15 protein-coding genes are annotated in these 15,111 nt (G+C 51.6%); 5 read left to right on the top strand and 10 right to left on the bottom strand.

Translation table 11 applies throughout. The annotated features are described in order from the left end of the window. Window positions 1–104 precede the first annotated feature (104 nt). The 4 genes from BM427_RS19780 to BM427_RS19765 form a co-directional block, all read right to left on the bottom strand. A complete protein-coding gene (locus tag BM427_RS19780; RefSeq protein ID WP_090124662.1) occupies window positions 105–1,382 on the bottom strand; it encodes a DUF4062 domain-containing protein in 1,278 nt (425 codons plus the stop codon). Beyond that, window positions 1,383–3,392 carry a tetratricopeptide repeat protein gene (locus BM427_RS19775; RefSeq protein ID WP_090124659.1) on the bottom strand — a complete coding sequence of 670 codons (2,010 nt, stop codon included), beginning with the start codon at window positions 3,390–3,392 and terminating at the stop codon, window positions 1,383–1,385. It abuts the gene before it with no gap. 115 nt (window positions 3,393–3,507) lie between these two features. Then, a complete protein-coding gene (locus BM427_RS19770) occupies window positions 3,508–3,825 on the bottom strand; it encodes a type II toxin-antitoxin system RelE/ParE family toxin (protein WP_090124656.1) in 318 nt (105 codons plus the stop codon). A 23-nt stretch (window positions 3,826–3,848) separates the two neighbouring features. Beyond that, on the bottom strand, window positions 3,849–4,109 hold the full coding sequence (locus BM427_RS19765; RefSeq protein ID WP_090124653.1) for a type II toxin-antitoxin system Phd/YefM family antitoxin: 261 nt from the start codon (window positions 4,107–4,109) through the stop codon (window positions 3,849–3,851). 504 nt (window positions 4,110–4,613) lie between these two features. Here BM427_RS19765 and BM427_RS26115 point away from each other — a divergent pair. Genes BM427_RS26115 through BM427_RS19755 form a run of 3 tightly spaced genes read left to right on the top strand, consistent with a single transcriptional unit; the run spans window position 4,614 to window position 5,566 of the window. Then, the gene (locus BM427_RS26115) at window positions 4,614–4,892 is read left to right on the top strand and encodes a hypothetical protein (RefSeq protein WP_244316559.1); all 279 of its coding nucleotides are present in this window, start codon (window positions 4,614–4,616) and stop codon (window positions 4,890–4,892) included. 6 nt (window positions 4,893–4,898) lie between these two features. Beyond that, the gene (locus BM427_RS26110) at window positions 4,899–5,144 is read left to right on the top strand and encodes a hypothetical protein (RefSeq protein ID WP_244316558.1); all 246 of its coding nucleotides are present in this window, start codon (window positions 4,899–4,901) and stop codon (window positions 5,142–5,144) included. Next, on the top strand, window positions 5,141–5,566 hold the full coding sequence (locus BM427_RS19755; RefSeq protein WP_090124650.1) for a putative T6SS immunity periplasmic lipoprotein: 426 nt from the start codon (window positions 5,141–5,143) through the stop codon (window positions 5,564–5,566). The genes BM427_RS26110 and BM427_RS19755 overlap by 4 nt, the downstream gene beginning before the upstream one ends. 252 nt (window positions 5,567–5,818) lie before the next feature. On the opposite strand, the gene BM427_RS19750 is transcribed toward BM427_RS19755, so the two are convergent. After that, a complete protein-coding gene (locus tag BM427_RS19750; protein ID WP_090124647.1) occupies window positions 5,819–6,067 on the bottom strand; it encodes a helix-turn-helix domain-containing protein in 249 nt (82 codons plus the stop codon). A gap of 108 nt (window positions 6,068–6,175) precedes the next feature. On the opposite strand from BM427_RS19750, the gene BM427_RS19745 reads away from it, so the two are divergent. Further along, on the top strand, window positions 6,176–6,406 hold the full coding sequence (locus BM427_RS19745; RefSeq protein WP_090124643.1) for a helix-turn-helix domain-containing protein: 231 nt from the start codon (window positions 6,176–6,178) through the stop codon (window positions 6,404–6,406). Window positions 6,407–6,442: 36 nt separating this feature from the next. Here BM427_RS19745 and BM427_RS19740 read toward each other — a convergent pair whose 3' ends face one another. From BM427_RS19740 to guaB, 5 genes are all read right to left on the bottom strand, one after another. Continuing rightward, window positions 6,443–6,730: a type II toxin-antitoxin system RelE/ParE family toxin gene (locus BM427_RS19740; protein WP_090124640.1), complete on the bottom strand. Its 288-nt coding sequence runs from the start codon at window positions 6,728–6,730 to the stop codon at window positions 6,443–6,445. Further along, window positions 6,717–7,016 carry a type II toxin-antitoxin system RelB/DinJ family antitoxin gene (locus BM427_RS19735; protein WP_090124637.1) on the bottom strand — a complete coding sequence of 100 codons (300 nt, stop codon included), beginning with the start codon at window positions 7,014–7,016 and terminating at the stop codon, window positions 6,717–6,719. Before BM427_RS19735 ends, BM427_RS19740 begins: the two co-directional genes overlap by 14 nt. Window positions 7,017–7,630: 614 nt before the next feature. Further along, a complete protein-coding gene (locus tag BM427_RS19730; RefSeq protein WP_425280054.1) occupies window positions 7,631–9,592 on the bottom strand; it encodes a methyl-accepting chemotaxis protein in 1,962 nt (653 codons plus the stop codon). 802 nt (window positions 9,593–10,394) lie between these two features. Beyond that, complete coding sequence (guaA, locus tag BM427_RS19725; protein WP_090124631.1) at window positions 10,395–11,972, bottom strand: glutamine-hydrolyzing GMP synthase; 1,578 nt, start codon at window positions 11,970–11,972, stop codon at window positions 10,395–10,397. Between the two features lie 113 nt (window positions 11,973–12,085). Further along, window positions 12,086–13,552, bottom strand: a complete 1,467-nt coding sequence (gene guaB / locus BM427_RS19720; RefSeq protein ID WP_090124628.1) for an IMP dehydrogenase — start codon at window positions 13,550–13,552, stop codon at window positions 12,086–12,088. 158 nt (window positions 13,553–13,710) lie between these two features. On the opposite strand from guaB, the gene xseA reads away from it, so the two are divergent. After that, on the top strand, window positions 13,711–15,084 hold the full coding sequence (gene xseA, locus BM427_RS19715; protein WP_090124625.1) for an exodeoxyribonuclease VII large subunit: 1,374 nt from the start codon (window positions 13,711–13,713) through the stop codon (window positions 15,082–15,084). Window positions 15,085–15,111: the final 27 nt, after the last annotated feature.

The following is a 15,111-nucleotide window of genomic DNA, read 5'->3' as shown; positions in this document are numbered from 1 at the left end:
TCAGACGCGTGGGCTTTTGCATGTCCTTTAGACGCTGCAAAAAAATCGCCAGCAAATCGGTGAATATTGCTGACGATAAAGGGACACATTACGCCTTATGGCGTTTACATCACGACGTCGGGATTGAAGCTGGCAAGAAACGCATCGGCTTTCTGGGGTTTCACTTGCAGGTTAAAGCGGTGCAGAGTGATATCCGCCGCAGGTCCCGGATTAGGGCTCACGTAGAGGCCTGGTCCGGAGATTCCGGATTCGGTCAGCGCCTTTAACACATGAGCATCGCGCAAAGCATGTCCGACAACCACGACTTTGCGACCCGCGAGGCTCTGTTTGAGCATCCTAAAGAATGCCTCATTGGCCATCACTTCCTGGAGATCCTTCGCCGTAAGCCGCAGACTTTCCAGTTCGGAGATAGTGCCACTTAGCTTAATGATCGAGACTTTGCCCTTTTCCGGCGGTTTCGGATCGGACGGCGTGATCACCACATACGGAATACCACTTGTCATGCAGGCAAGTTCGAAGAGTTGATCGTAGTTGGTGGTGAGGATAGTTTTGAACTTCTTCACTGCTTCAAAATGAGCCTCGGTCGGCCAGACCTTCTGCGGCGTGTCGAGTAAGGCTTTAACATCCTGCAGCAACGCATCGCGCCCGCGCTGGCTTTCGTAATACCCTGCCACTTCGTCAAACGAATAGCGGGTGTAAATATCACTGGCTGCAACATCTGGCCAGAGTTGCGCAGCAAGGCTACTGATAATCAGGTTCGCAGTCGGGTAACCAGCAGATATCGACAGCCCTGCACCGCCGAGAAGCACCCATTTATCATCGTCATGCACTGGCAGTGGTTCGGCTGATTGCACAGCGGCATGGGGCGGCGTTAACTGTCCATCGCGCAGGCTCAGCAGCTCTTTCAGTGCAGTCTCGGAACAGAAAGCTACCAGTGCCTTCGCCACTTTATCAGCAAGATCCTTCGCCAAATCAAACTCAGCGCGAAAATGCCCCCCATCCCACGCAGCCACCGCCGTGCGAAATGCATCCCGCAGCTTGTCCTCTTTACTGCCATAGTCCAGCTTTTTCATAAAGGGCAACACGGGAATATTCAGCGCGCGAGCAGCATCATATTCAAGATGCGTGACGGATTTCCCCTCACCACCGCCATAACCGCTGTCAGGCTCCCAACCGTAACTGTCGCCAAGCAGCAGAACAAACAGGTGACAATCGCGGATTTTCGGCTCAATCACTTCCCAACTGGTCTGCCCGTTTGGGCTAAACTCTTCGGCATTCACTGGCTCAAAACCGAGAAAATTTAACCGATCGACCACTTCCTGCCGCTCGTTGCGCAGATCCTTCATCGTGCTGCTAATGAACACGCGTAATTTATTGGCCATTTATTGCCCCTTAGATTTCTCAACGCCTTCCGAGACTGCCGCAAATAACGGCTTCTCCGCGACACGCGCCAGCCAGTCGCGATACGCACTCCCCTCGTCTGCGGACAAATTTTTCCGGTGCGCGGCAAATTTCTCGTCCATGCCGAAGATTTTCCACACCAGCGGTGCAAGAAGCGCAGCCGGGCTGTTATTGCGTTCGGCTTCGCGCAGCAACTCCAGCGTGCGGCTTTGGTACTCGGCCAGCGCCTCCGAGTGATAATCAAACGCTTTTCCCAGCCCGGAGAGATACATCAGCTTTGGCACCTCAACCTGTGGCCACTGAAGCGCCATATGCAGCGGCCAGTCAAGCATCGCCCGCTCGCCCCACATCGCCTCGCGCGGTGTGGTTTTATTTACCACCAGCGTTAGCGTGAACGCCTGCGCCAGTTCGCCCAGATAAATATCCATCTCCTCCGCAGACGGGCGCAGATAAAACCCATCCAGCGGTTGCTGGCGCGTCAGACCGATCGCAGCGAGCAGACGCTGTTCAAGATCGAGCACCCGCGTGCCCAGTTCAGCCTGTTTGCTGCGGCCCGCTTCGCTGACTTTTTTCGTGCGCGTTGCGCAGTCCCAGAGGCTCAACGTGATGTGCCACTCGCGCTGTTCCCCTTCCCCGCTGCAACCCACAGTCCCCGTAACAAAGTAGTTCATGGCTGGTGGGACGATATCGAACAGCGCGTTGCCGTCCATTTCACCACCAATCAGTACCGGCCCGCCGCCTTCCACCACCTGTACATAGAAACGACTGGCATAGTCGCTCCAGTAGTGCGCTGCTTCGGCAAGATAGAGCGGGATCGCCCGCGCCAGACGGCCAATATCATCCTCGCGTTGTGCTTCGCTGCGCTCCGGGCCATCGTCGCGTTTCGACATTGCAAAGAAACCGACAGTCGGCGACTCTTCCGGCTTCTGCACAAACAGCCAGTTGGCATTGCAGAGGCCGTAATGCCAGATCGGTTGAGTAAGCGACTGTGTGCTGAACTTCAGTTCGGAAACATCAGCAGGCGTCGGGGTAGCAGCGTGCTTCTGCATCTCCTGAAAGGCTTTGGCGAATTCATCAAGATGCTGCTTCAGCGGCATATACCCCAGCGCGTACATCCGCGCCAGCAGCTTTTCGCCCTCCTCGACATTGCCCAGCGCCTGCCAGGCACGCAGCAGATTAAGACCGACCATCGGCTCGTGGCGCTGTTCGTCATACACCGGAGCTACCAGTTCGGCGATCAGCGCGATCTGCCCGTTATTGCCGAGATCGCCGGAAATCATCATCAGCGCGCTGCCGTCATACAGACCGGTACTGAGTACTTGCTCGTAGAGCGCACGGGCAGCGGCAATATCCTGGTGTTCCAGATAATAACGCGCCAGCCATAACTGCGCGCGCCAGCTACCGGGCAATGCCGATGCGGTTTTCAGCGCTGCAACATAGGCGTTTTCGCCGCCACGCTCCTCTTGAATGCTCACCCACCATAACAGGCCGTTGTCCTGATTCGGATCGGCCTGAATCGCCTGCCACAATGTCTCTTCCGCACGCTGCTCTTCACCGCGCCCGGCAAATACTTTGGCTAAATTGGTCAGCAATGTGCCGGTTTCGCCCACTTTGGCGATGCCCGCCCGCAGCGTATTTTCCGCCGCCGCCAGCTCGCCATTTTTCATCAGCACGATACCCTGAAGGGTGTGGCTGCGCTCGGGAATATCGTCAATCTCCACCAGACGTTCGGCGGCGGGGATCAAATCCGCTGCAAAACCATCGTTCAGACCGCCGAGAATCGCCTGATAGAGTTCGGCGGGATCATTGCGTTTCTCTTCCAGCGACGGCAGGAAAACCTTCTCACGCCACTCACTGCGCGGGATCTGCAACTCACGTCCGTAGGCATCGTACGCCACGATCAGCTCGTCATGTTGCGGTGGTTCAGCTGCATGGGCTTCGGCTTCCGGCGTTTTTTTGCCGCTAATGGCAGAAAGGAGACGTTTAAACATGGCGTTTGCCTTGTCGGTTGGTGGTTTTTTGGCGGTATCAGCCCAGACATTACCCCTTACCTCGACCAAAGAAAAGCCACTAAATACGAGGGGTTAGTGAGGGAAATAGATGAATTCAGAGGGATTTCGATAGTCTTTCAGCCAAATGATGAACGGGAACCCGGCTTTGATGTAATACAGCAAGAACAACGATGCCCTGGCGATCGACAATGTAATAAATCATATGGCTGTCACAGGGAAAACTGTAGATACCGCCACCAGGTTCTTCTTCTCTTTTTTGACCCATCGTTGGCATTCCGGCTATTTTTTCCAGCATCTGCCGCATATTTGCCAGGTAATCCCGGGACTGTTGTTTGCCAAAGTTACTGAGCGTGTAATCGCGGATCTCTCGCAGATCACGCTGAGCCTCATCCGTGAGCTTGTATGCTGCCATTTAGGGCCTATCCCATTAGTCTATTAGTCTTTATCCGTATCCAGCAATTCAGCGAAAAACGCGTCACCATCAACAGTATTGCCAATGGTAATGTCACTGCGAGCACGTTGAATTTTCGCCTGCAACAATTGCAACTTCATCGCTTCAATTTCCTGGTAGTCTTCTGCTGAGACGACCACCGCCACCGGCTTACCGTTGCGACTGATCTGCACGGGTTCTCGCTGCGCTTTTAATAGCATGTCACCAAATTGGGTTTTTGCTTCGTTCGCGGTCAATGAGTACATCACTATCATCCTTTTCGTCTGAATCGTTCGATTCGTTCATTATAGATATCGAACAATAAAACGTCACCCATTAAAGCATCATCTGTTGTGACTACCATTCGCATTGAGAGAAATACGCGATCAGCTTTCCAGATTTCAAACAGCCTTTTCCGAAGCTCAGAGTCTTAGGGGCTCGCTCAGCTCGTAGCGAGACGTTTCAGGATTTCTTTTACGTAGTGCTCAATCGTGATGTTATGTTCTTGACCGATCCGCGTAATTAACAGCTAATTTCCACCACTAGCGTGGTGGCGCGCCTGCGTAGAGGCCTACCTTGAACACCCCGTGCCCATCGTTCTGGCACAACCCATAGACATAGATGTCAGAGAGCCGGTCATCCAGAGTGCAAATTTTTTATTTTTGCTAAAATCTATGGTGTTTAAACATACAGATATGTTTCCCCAGTAACAGTCTGGACCAAAAAATTTTCCATAACACATTGAAAGTGAAATAATCATGGAGGAATACGTGAGTGATACTGAAGGTAGTTTAAGGCTCCTGACCCCTGGAGAAATAGCGTTAGCGAGAACGATTTTCGGAAGCTCCATAGCTTATCCACGCGTCTGGATCCACCATGCCAGTTACTTTCCATTCAAGCTTCAGGGAAGGAATACTGCGATGAGTCCTAACGGCGAACTTTATTTCCGGGACTGGTATTGTGAAGATTTTTCGACCAATTCATTTCAATATCAACATCTTTTTATCCATGAAATGTCACATGTCTGGCAGTATCAAAGCGGTGTATAGGTCAGAATGAGAGGTCTTGTCAGTGGTTTTATTAGCTACGAATATTCGTTTGAGAACAATAAAAAGCTACTTGACTACAGATTAGAACAGCAAGCACAGATCATCGCTGATTACTTTTTACTGTGTAAATTCGGGCTTAAGCTTTGGTTGGGAAGAAGAGGTGAAGATCGTGAAGTTTCCTATGTGGGGCCGATAGACGATCAGCTTAATGCAAATTATCAAAAAGTTCTTGAAGGGTTTCCATTCAAATGACCATATTAAACAAATCCGTAATCTCATTAATCATTCTTCTGAGCGGTTGCACGCTGGGTGACAACCTGGAGCATAGATATACTAAAGAAACAGTTGTTCCTGCTCATATGAGAAATAACGATGTATGCCTTTCCTTACCAATCCATATTAATGAAACTGTGGTTTCAGCAATCACTTATAACACTGAAAAACCCTTAGAACAGGTCATTTATCCCTCTGACAAGCAACCAGAATCTGGGCTTTTTTGTATTCTACCAAGTGAATTTAAGTTTAAAACGGGCCAAGAGTATCTGACTCAGATCGAAGTGAATATAAGAGTAGATGGTGAGGATAAAAAAACCACACGAAAAGCCTATGTCTCAGCCTTCCAGGTCGTACAAAAAGGCGACAGCTTCGATATTATTCAAACAGTTCATAAATAAAACTATCCCGCTCTTACTCTGTGCGGGTTAGTTTATCCAGAACCGTTGCAAGTGTTTATCAGCATACGATTCATAAAGCACGGGTTTATGTCGCAGTTTATTGACCACTACCATCGGCGAACTTCAGGCATATGAATACAGCGGCAATGCCAGCATCAGCGACAACCTGCGCGATAACAACATTGAGAAATGGATGTATTGAGTAAACGGTAATGACCTGAAACGGGTCACTACCGTTTAACGCTTCACCGTTTATGTGCCCTGCTCTTCGCGCGCACACTCCCTGGCTCTAAGCTTCTGATAACGCGACGGCCAGATTGCTTCTGGCCAAGTCTCCAACGCTTCGGCAATTAACCGCTCCCCTTTCGGCCAGTGCCGGGTTAAGGCATTGGCGAGCGTGGATGAAGCCAGCCCCGACTCACGAGAAAGCGCCGCCAACGATGTTCCCTTTTTCCTTAAACCCGCAATGATATCTGCTTTATGCCAGTCCTGATATTCCATGGTGATTCTCCTTTTCATGTTGACTATAAGTCACATGATAGCACAACACTTTAGAATTGTGACTAATAGTCCGTGGACTTATAGTCATCAAAAAATAATGCTGTAGGTATGAAAAATACCGAAGATATCAAAGTTCTGCTGGGACAACGTGTTAGAACGCTGCGCATGGAGGCAGGGCTTTCGCAGGAAAGTTTTGCCGACAAATGCGGGCTTGATCGCACTTATATCAGCGGCATCGAACGTGGCACCCGCAACCCAACACTGGAAGTGCTTTATACCCTCGCCACCGCCCTGCACATCGAACTCACCTCATTGTTCATATTTAATGAACCCGGCTGATCGTTTTTGCTAATAAGATCAACATGATCATGCCTCTCACTCCTGAGCTGGTGGCCACTGTTGCGCTGCGTGCAGCACACGCAGGATACGCACAGCAAAAGAGTCTTCCGTGTATACAACAATGTAGTTTGTCCGGACGACCATTTCCCGCGTGCCCTCTATCCGACCTCCTCGATAGAGCTTCTGATGTTCCGGAAGCTTGGCTACCCTGGCCTCGATATCATCTTTCAGCCATTGAGCGGCATCAGGATTGTCATCTGAGATATAATCGACGATTGCCAATAGGTCAGCTCGGGCCGATTGCGACCATTCAACCTCGGGCACGGCGCTTCCTGTCGATAAGGGCTTGCGCCTCGTCCATTACCTGCTGATGTGGCACTCCTGGCTGGCTGTCCGTCAAAGCTTCAAGCACCTTAGCGCGGAACCATTTGTCATGGGCTTCCGGGTCAGTTGTCAGTCCCGCAGGCAAACCGCCTTCTTTAGTGACGCGAGTCAGGAAAATTCGCACGGCATCCGAGACGGATAAACCAACATTAGCGAGCTTTTCGGTCGCATCGGCCTTCAGCTTGTCGTCTACACGGATGTGTAGCATGGATGTTTGAGCAGCCATCGTATTCCTCCTGGTGTCAGTTCTCCTTAAGTATGTATCTCATTCGAGATACGGTCAAGAATGGCCGCTCTCTCGGTATTAATATTAAACAATCTCGTTTGGCCAGGATACTAACAGAATGGTTGACTCACTCGAAATCGCCACGACTTTAGCTGAAGTGGTCAACAAAAGCTGGCCACGGTTTGTCTCCTTTTACTTGTGGTGGGTAAGCAGAGATATTCCGGCATGGGCATTCTTCAGGCTATCGCCTTACAGGATCAATCACCACCTCCCCATCCCATGAAATGGTTTAAGGGTGAGAACAAAAAAGTCCGCTCTTACGCGGACTTAAGTTTGCTCTAGTGCCTGTTAGTGCAAGACGTTCCCTTTTGGGAAATCCCAAATGCTTTCTAAGCAGACTGATCCTACCCAGCTTAAACAGTGAATTTATTTTCTCATCTCTTCGATGTTCCCAGCATTAAATTGCTACGCGTATAGACCATCAGTTACATGCCCAGCGAGCAAATTATGATCAGCCAGGGCGTACCGCGTGACACTTTCCGGGTGTTAAACTTTGCGGTAACAATAAGAATCGATTAGAGAAGCTCTGCTGATTTATCAGCAGAGCTTGACCTTCAGTGATGGTCGTGTCGGGTGGAGAGTTTCTGCAATACTGTCAGTTGCGCAACCGCTTCTTGCATGGCATCCATACCTGCGGTCAGGGCATGCAGGCTGCTTAGATGTGTGGCGATTCTTTCCCGTTCATCATTGGTTTTACTGCTCATAGTCGCAATCGTATCAGCTGCGGAAATTGAGTGCTGTGCCATGTTGCTGGCCGTTTCCACGGTATTGTTCGCAACGTTGCGGATGCGTGAAATCGTGGTGACCGCCTGATTAATGTTTGCGGCGGTGGCATCCGCCTGTTCTTTCGAAGAACGTGCCAACCGCCGCACTTCGCTTGCAACAACGGCAAAACCACGCCCGGCGTCACCAGCCCGCGCAGCTTCTACAGCGGCATTGAGCGCCAGTAAGTTTGTCTGAAATGCAATGTTACTGATACCACTGGTAATTTCATTAATACCTGCAGATATTTTCTCCAGATCGTCCAACCCTTCAACTAAACGGTTCTGCGCCTGTTGGCTTTGGATAGCAATATCGCTGATAGAGCGAATACTGTTTTCCGCCATCCCCAAGGTTTCATTCTGCGTCTGGGTCGCTGCTTCGAGCATCGGTAATGCCGTCATTAGCGGGCCCAGTTTTTGTTGATAAGCGACCACGCGAGAAATTACACCACTCTGGAAATCATTCAGCGCTTCCCAACGACGAAGCGCACGCTGGGCATAGTGCCCCGCATAGCTGGCATATTCCACCGGGAAATTCGTCATTGCTTTCACATCATGGTTGAAAAAAACCAATGCGGATAACGTCTGGTTAATTGGCACCCCAAGAATTTCCCCAAAGCTGGAAAATCCTGCAGCAGGTAAGCCTTTAAAAAAGTGTGCGTTATGCAGATGAGACTCACTGCCCAGACGACGCAGAATACAGTCGTTCATCAGGACGGCCGCAGGTTTACCAAGCCCCGTAATGAAATGATTCCAGTCCTGCTGTGTCGCCTGTTTAAAATCAGTTTCTTCGAGCAAATGCAGGCGATCACCAAATTCAAGGTCGCAAAAAAAGTGCACACCGTTACTGTCAATGGCCGAGACAGAGCGAATGAAGTATTCATCTCCTACTTTCACGCCGAAGGTGAGCCCTTTAAGTTTTTCGGTTAATTGTTGCTCATTACAGCGTAAATGTTCTGCCAGCGCGCTCGTAAAATGAATCTGCTGACCCTGTTCGTTAAACACGGACGTGACGGTTCGGGCGACCGGATCCGCCTGAGCAATCAGCCAGCTTTTAGTGCACGGTTTAAAATTCTGGCTTTTGAAAGGAGCGAATGATTTCCCTCTCGACATGGTGCAAAAGATAATCACTGCTTTTCCCTGCATTACCTCACCGCCCACGCTTATCCAGGTACCATCGAAAGCTAGTTTTCCTCCTGCCGAACCGCCAATAGCAAGGCAGGGGAAACGACCGCAGTTATACCAGGCCTGCATCAAAAAGCCTTCTGATGCAGAGAGCCCGTCACAGTAAACCATAGCGAAAGTTTTCTCTGAGGAGAGCGGCATACGTACCTGCAACCTTTCGAGCTCCAGCTGAATCGCCTTGATTCGATCCGGAGCGGTATGCATATCTTTCACATGTAAATCAACGATATGTACTTCGTGCTGTGCAACCAGTGATTCGGGCAGTAACAGCCAACTGCCCTGTTGCCCAGCGCCGTCACAATAAGTCGTTTCGCGGCCGCTGCTACTCAACACGCCACTGGAAGAAAGGGTGAGCACGGTTAAGTCGGGAGAGGATAATTGTTGCCATGCCCGACTGACGTTTGAATAATCGGCATTAGGCGGAACAAATGTCATCAGGATCCCACGGGATTTATTACTTAAGCCTGCTGCCGATAACGACCTGGGCATATTCCGGCAATCATAAATACCATTCGCTGGCCGGGAACGACTCCGGCGCAATGCTGCGGCTAACAAGCTTTTTATCGACATATATGACATATCCTCACCGTTTTTGAAAAACTAAATTTTTTACGGAGTCTAAAGTTAGGACGAATTTATGAGGCTATATATTTTGCTTTCATTACATACATCAAAAGAAGCACCAGATACAATTTAGAAAAAGTGCATTGATTACTTATCTCTTATCGCCTTGGTGGGTTAAATGTTTAATTATTTTTATCGGCAGAAACGCGCGGCAATTATTGAAATAGTCAAAATAATCAGTGTATAACGGCGCATAGCAGACTATCGATATATCATCCGTGAAAAATATATACCAATTATGTGATAGGCCTCAAAATATGGTGTATCGCTATCCTTGTAATTAAGCCTATATATTTTCAGACCTGCATGCCCCTTAACTTTACCTTAAGGTAACAGTTTACTTTGATCACCCTGACCAGAAATCTTGCACCATTCAGAAACAGAATACCTGCATGATCTACACTCCCTGAACGGAGGGGGGACCAGTGAAAAATCACGATTCACCGAAGAGCAGATGGTCTTTACCCTGAAGCAGGCCGATCTGGGGACACCGGAGCCAGAGGTCAGCCGCAAACAGCGGCATTTCTGATTGTAGTGGTCAACAAAAGCTGGCCACGGTTTGTCTCCTTTTACTTGTGGTGGGTAAGCAGAGATATTCCGGCATGGGCATTCTTCAGGCTATCGCCTTACAGAATCAATCACCACCTCCCCATGAGATGGTTTAAGGGTGAGAACAAAAAAGTCCGCTGTTACGCGGACTTAAGTTTGCTCTAGTGCCTGTTAGTGCAAGACGTTTCCTTTTGGGAAATCATTCCCACTCAATGGTAGCTGGTGGTTTGCCGCTGATGTCATACACCACGCGGGAAATACCGTTGACTTCATTGATGATGCGGTTGGAAACGCGTCCGAGGAAATCGTACGGCAGGTGCGCCCAGTGTGCGGTCATAAAGTCGATGGTTTCGACTGCACGCAGAGAGACAACCCAGTCGTATTTACGACCATCACCCATCACGCCAACGGAACGGACCGGCAGGAACACGGTGAAGGCCTGGCTTACTTTGTTGTAGAGGTCAGCTCTATGCAGCTCTTCAATAAAGATCGCATCAGCGCGACGTAGCAGGTCACAGTACTCTTTCTTCACTTCGCCCAGCACACGAACACCGAGGCCAGGGCCCGGGAACGGGTGACGGTAGAGCATATCGTACGGCAGGCCGAGTTCCAGACCAATTTTACGCACTTCGTCTTTGAACAGCTCTTTCAGCGGCTCAACCAGGCCCATCTTCATCTCTTTCGGCAGGCCGCCCACGTTGTGGTGAGATTTAATAACGTGCGCTTTACCGGTTGCAGATGCGGCAGATTCGATCACGTCCGGGTAGATGGTACCCTGCGCCAGCCACTTCACGTCTTCCAGCTTCAGGGCTTCTTCGTCGAACACTTCCACGAATACGCGGCCAATGATTTTGCGTTTTGCTTCCGGATCGTTCTCGCCAGCCAATGCTGAAAGGAAGCGATCTTCTGCCGGAACGTGAACGATATTCAGACCAAAATGATCGCCAAACATGTCCATCACCTGTGCAGCTTCGTTCAGGCGCAGCAGGCCATTATCAACGAATACGCAGGTCAGTTTTGTGCCGATGGCACGGTGCAGCAGCATCGCAGTGACAGAAGAGTCCACGCCACCGGAAAGGCCGAGGATCACTTTATCATCGCCAACCTGTTTACGAATGCGTTCAACCGCATCGTCGATGATTTTTGCGGGCGTCCACAGCGCTTCACATTCGCAAATATCGCGCACAAAGCGCTCCAGCAAACGCAAGCCCTGACGGGTGTGGGTCACTTCGGGGTGGAACTGCACGCCGTAGAAGCGTTTTTCTTCATTTGCCATGATGGCGAACGGGCAACTTTCGGTGCTGGCAACGGTCACGAAATCAGACGGAATGGCCGTCACTTTGTCGCCGTGGCTCATCCACACGTCTAGCAGCACTTTGCCTTCAGCGGTCAGGGAATCTTCAATGCCGCGAACCAGCGCGCTGTCAGTCTGCACTTCAACCTGTGCGTAACCGAATTCACGCTCGTTAGAACCTTCAACGTGGCCACCAAGCTGCATCGCCATGGTCTGCATGCCATAGCACACGCCAAGTACCGGAACACCCGCTTCGAACACATACTGCGGTGCACGCGGGCTGTTCTCTTCGGTGGTGCTTTCCGGGCCACCGGAAAGGATGATGCCGCTTGGGTTGAAGTCGCGGATCTGCGCTTCGGTGACATCCCACGCCCACAGTTCGCAGTAGACGCCCAGCTCACGCACGCGGCGTGCAACCAGTTGCGTGTACTGAGAACCGAAGTCGAGGATAAGAATACGATGTTTATGAATATTGTCCGTCATTGACGTTACTTCCGAGGCAAGTGGCAATGAATATACTCGTCGTCTTGCAGGCTGAAACCTGAACAGAGAGTATGAAAGTCAGCGCCCGGTGAAAACACCGGGCGCAGAAATCATTAAGAACCCATGCGGTAGTTCGGAGATTCCTTGGTGATAGTCACGTCGTGAACGTGGCTTTCCTGGATACCGGCACCGCTGATGCGTACAAATTCCGCTTTGGTACGCAGGTCGTCGATGGTACCACAGCCAGTCAGCCCCATACAGGAGCGCAGGCCGCCCATCTGCTGGTGAATGATCTCCTTCAGGCGGCCTTTATAGGCAACGCGGCCTTCGATCCCTTCCGGCACCAGTTTGTCGGCTGCGTTATCGCTCTGGAAGTAACGGTCGGAAGAGCCTTTGGACATCGCGCCCAGAGAGCCCATACCGCGGTAAGATTTGTAAGAACGGCCCTGGTAGAGTTCGATTTCGCCCGGGGATTCTTCAGTACCCGCCAGCATAGAGCCGACCATTACTGCGGCAGCGCCTGCGGCGATGGCTTTGGCGATGTCGCCGGAGAAACGGATACCGCCGTCAGCGATAACCGGAATACCCGTGCCTTCCAGCGCTTCAACCGCGTCGGAAACGGCAGTGATCTGCGGAACACCCACGCCTGTCACGATACGAGTCGTACAGATGGAGCCAGGGCCGATACCGACTTTCACTGCGCTCACGCCCGCTTCCGCCAGGGCACGAGCACCTGCGCCAGTGGCAACGTTACCGCCGATGATTTGCAGATCCGGGTATTTAGCACGGGTTTCGCGAATGCGCTGCAACACGCCTTCGGAATGGCCGTGAGAGGAGTCGATCAGCAGTACGTCAACGCCTGCGGCAACCAGCGCGTCAACGCGCTCTTCGTTACCGGCGCCAGCACCAACTGCCGCACCAACGCGTAACTGACCCTGCGCATCTTTACAGGCGTTTGGTTTACGTTCTGCTTTCTGGAAGTCTTTCACGGTGATCATGCCGCGCAGATGGAAGCTGTCATCGACAACCAGCGCTTTTTCAACGCGTTTTTCGTGCATTTTAGCGAACACGACTTCGCGGGATTCCCCTTCGCGAACAGTCACCAGACGCTCTTTCGGCGTCATATAAACGCTGACCGGCTGGCTCAGATCGGTGACGAAACGCACATCACGCCCGGTGATGATACCCACCAGTTCGTTGTCGCCGTTAACGACAGGATAACCGGCAAAGCCGTTACGTTCGGTCAGTTCTTTCACTTCGCGCAGGGTGGTGGTCGGCAGAACAGTCTGCGGATCTTTAACCACGCCGGACTCATGTTTCTTCACGCGGCGAACTTCTTCCGCCTGACGCTCAATAGACATGTTTTTGTGAATAAAGCCAATGCCGCCTTCCTGTGCCAACGCAATCGCGAGGCGCGCTTCAGTCACGGTATCCATCGCCGCAGAGAGCATAGGAATGTTCAGGCGAATGGTTTTGGTGAGCTGCGTGCTTAAGTCAGCAGTATTCGGCAGAACGGTGGAATGAGCGGGAACGAGGAGGACGTCGTCAAACGTCAGTGCTTCTTTAGCAATACGTAGCATGGGCAATATCTCTGACCTGGGGGGTTAAATATTGCCGTGGCATTATACAGAGCGTAACCGATTGCATCCACACTTTTTTGATAAAAAACTTGCCATCTCCTCGTATCGGGTTACTATCGACTGAATAACTTGCTGATTTAGAATTTGATCTGGCTCACATGTCGTCGTTCCAATCCCCCTCCATTTATACTGTCAGCCGCCTGAACCAGTCGGTGCGCTTACTGCTGGAACGCGAACTTGGTCAGGTGTGGATCAGCGGCGAAATCTCCAATTTTACCCAGCCCGCTTCCGGTCACTGGTACTTCACCTTAAAAGACGATACCGCTCAGGTGCGCTGCGCGATGTTCCGCAACAGCAACCGCCGCGTTACGTTTCGCCCGCAGCATGGCCAGCAGGTGCTGGTTCGCGCCAATATCACGCTGTATGAACCACGCGGGGAATACCAGATTATCGTCGAAAGCATGCAACCGGCCGGTGAAGGCTTGTTGCAGCAGAAGTATGAGCAGCTAAAAGCCAAACTCACTGCCGAAGGGGTGTTCGATCAGCAATTTAAACAACCGCTGCCCTCACCTGCGCACTGCGTGGGTGTGATCACATCGAAAACTGGCGCGGCGCTGCACGATATTCTGCATGTGCTGAAACGTCGGGACCCGTCTCTGCCGATAGTCATCTACCCGACGGCGGTGCAAGGCGAAGATGCACCGGGGCAAATCGTGCGTGCTATTGAGCTGGCGAATGCACGTCAGGAATGTGATGTGCTGATTGTTGGTCGCGGCGGCGGCTCGCTGGAAGATCTCTGGAGTTTTAACGACGAACGCGTCGCACGCGCTATTTTCGCAAGCCGCATTCCGGTGGTCAGCGCCGTCGGCCATGAAACAGATGTCACGATTGCCGATTTTGTTGCCGATCTGCGCGCGCCAACGCCTTCGGCCGCAGCGGAAATTGTCAGCCGCAACCAGCTTGAACTGTTGCGCCAGGTACAGGCAATGCAGCAGCGCTTAGAGATGTCGATGGATTACTATCTGGCTGGCCGCAACCGCCGCTTCGCCCTATTGAACCATCGCCTGCAACAGCAGCACCCACAGTTACGGCTGGCGCGTCAGCAAACCGTGCTGGAGCGTCTGCAACAGCGCATGCAAAACGCGCTGGATGCGCAGTTAAAACGCGCTTCTGCCCGTCAGCAGCGTGTGATGCAACGTCTGAATCAGCAAAACCCACAGCCGCGTATTCATCGAGCGCAAAGCCGCGTGCAGCAGCTGGAATATCGTCTGAGCCAGAACGTTCGCGACCGTTTAAGTGCCACACGCGAACGGTTTAGTACGGCTATTACACATCTGGAAGCCGTCAGCCCGCTGGCGACGCTGGCCCGCGGTTACAGCGTGACCACCTCTCCGGCTGGCGATGTTCTGAAAAAAACCCGCCAGGTAAAAGTCGGCGATAAGCTCACTACTCGCCTGAATGACGGCTGGGTGGAGAGTGAAGTCAGCAGCGTGACGCCCGTAAAAAAACCGCGCCAGCGTAAATCATCCTAATTTGTACAATTAACCTACCACCGGCCC

Origin of the sequence: Kosakonia arachidis (assembly GCF_900116535.1) — a bacterium.
In the GTDB taxonomy this organism is placed as follows: Bacteria; Pseudomonadota; Gammaproteobacteria; order Enterobacterales; family Enterobacteriaceae; genus Kosakonia; species Kosakonia arachidis.
Note: the sequence above shows the minus strand (reverse complement) of the source record. Positions and strands in the feature narration are given on the sequence as shown.

Coding starts and splice junctions, on each gene's coding strand:
- BM427_RS19780 (WP_090124662.1), bottom strand. CDS start 1,382: ATGGCCAATAAATTACGCGTGTTCATTAGCAGCACGATGAAGGATCTG.
- BM427_RS19775 (WP_090124659.1), bottom strand. CDS start 3,392: ATGTTTAAACGTCTCCTTTCTGCCATTAGCGGCAAAAAAACGCCGGAA.
- BM427_RS19770 (WP_090124656.1), bottom strand. CDS start 3,825: ATGGCAGCATACAAGCTCACGGATGAGGCTCAGCGTGATCTGCGAGAG.
- BM427_RS19765 (WP_090124653.1), bottom strand. CDS start 4,109: ATGTACTCATTGACCGCGAACGAAGCAAAAACCCAATTTGGTGACATG.
- BM427_RS26110 (WP_244316558.1), top strand. CDS start 4,899: ATGAGAGGTCTTGTCAGTGGTTTTATTAGCTACGAATATTCGTTTGAG.
- BM427_RS19755 (WP_090124650.1), top strand. CDS start 5,141: ATGACCATATTAAACAAATCCGTAATCTCATTAATCATTCTTCTGAGC.
- BM427_RS19750 (WP_090124647.1), bottom strand. CDS start 6,067: ATGGAATATCAGGACTGGCATAAAGCAGATATCATTGCGGGTTTAAGG.
- BM427_RS19745 (WP_090124643.1), top strand. CDS start 6,176: ATGAAAAATACCGAAGATATCAAAGTTCTGCTGGGACAACGTGTTAGA.
- BM427_RS19735 (WP_090124637.1), bottom strand. CDS start 7,016: ATGGCTGCTCAAACATCCATGCTACACATCCGTGTAGACGACAAGCTG.
- BM427_RS19730 (WP_425280054.1), bottom strand. CDS start 9,592: ATGTCGATAAAAAGCTTGTTAGCCGCAGCATTGCGCCGGAGTCGTTCC.
- guaA (WP_090124631.1), bottom strand. CDS start 11,972: ATGACGGACAATATTCATAAACATCGTATTCTTATCCTCGACTTCGGT.
- guaB (WP_090124628.1), bottom strand. CDS start 13,552: ATGCTACGTATTGCTAAAGAAGCACTGACGTTTGACGACGTCCTCCTC.
- xseA (WP_090124625.1), top strand. CDS start 13,711: ATGTCGTCGTTCCAATCCCCCTCCATTTATACTGTCAGCCGCCTGAAC.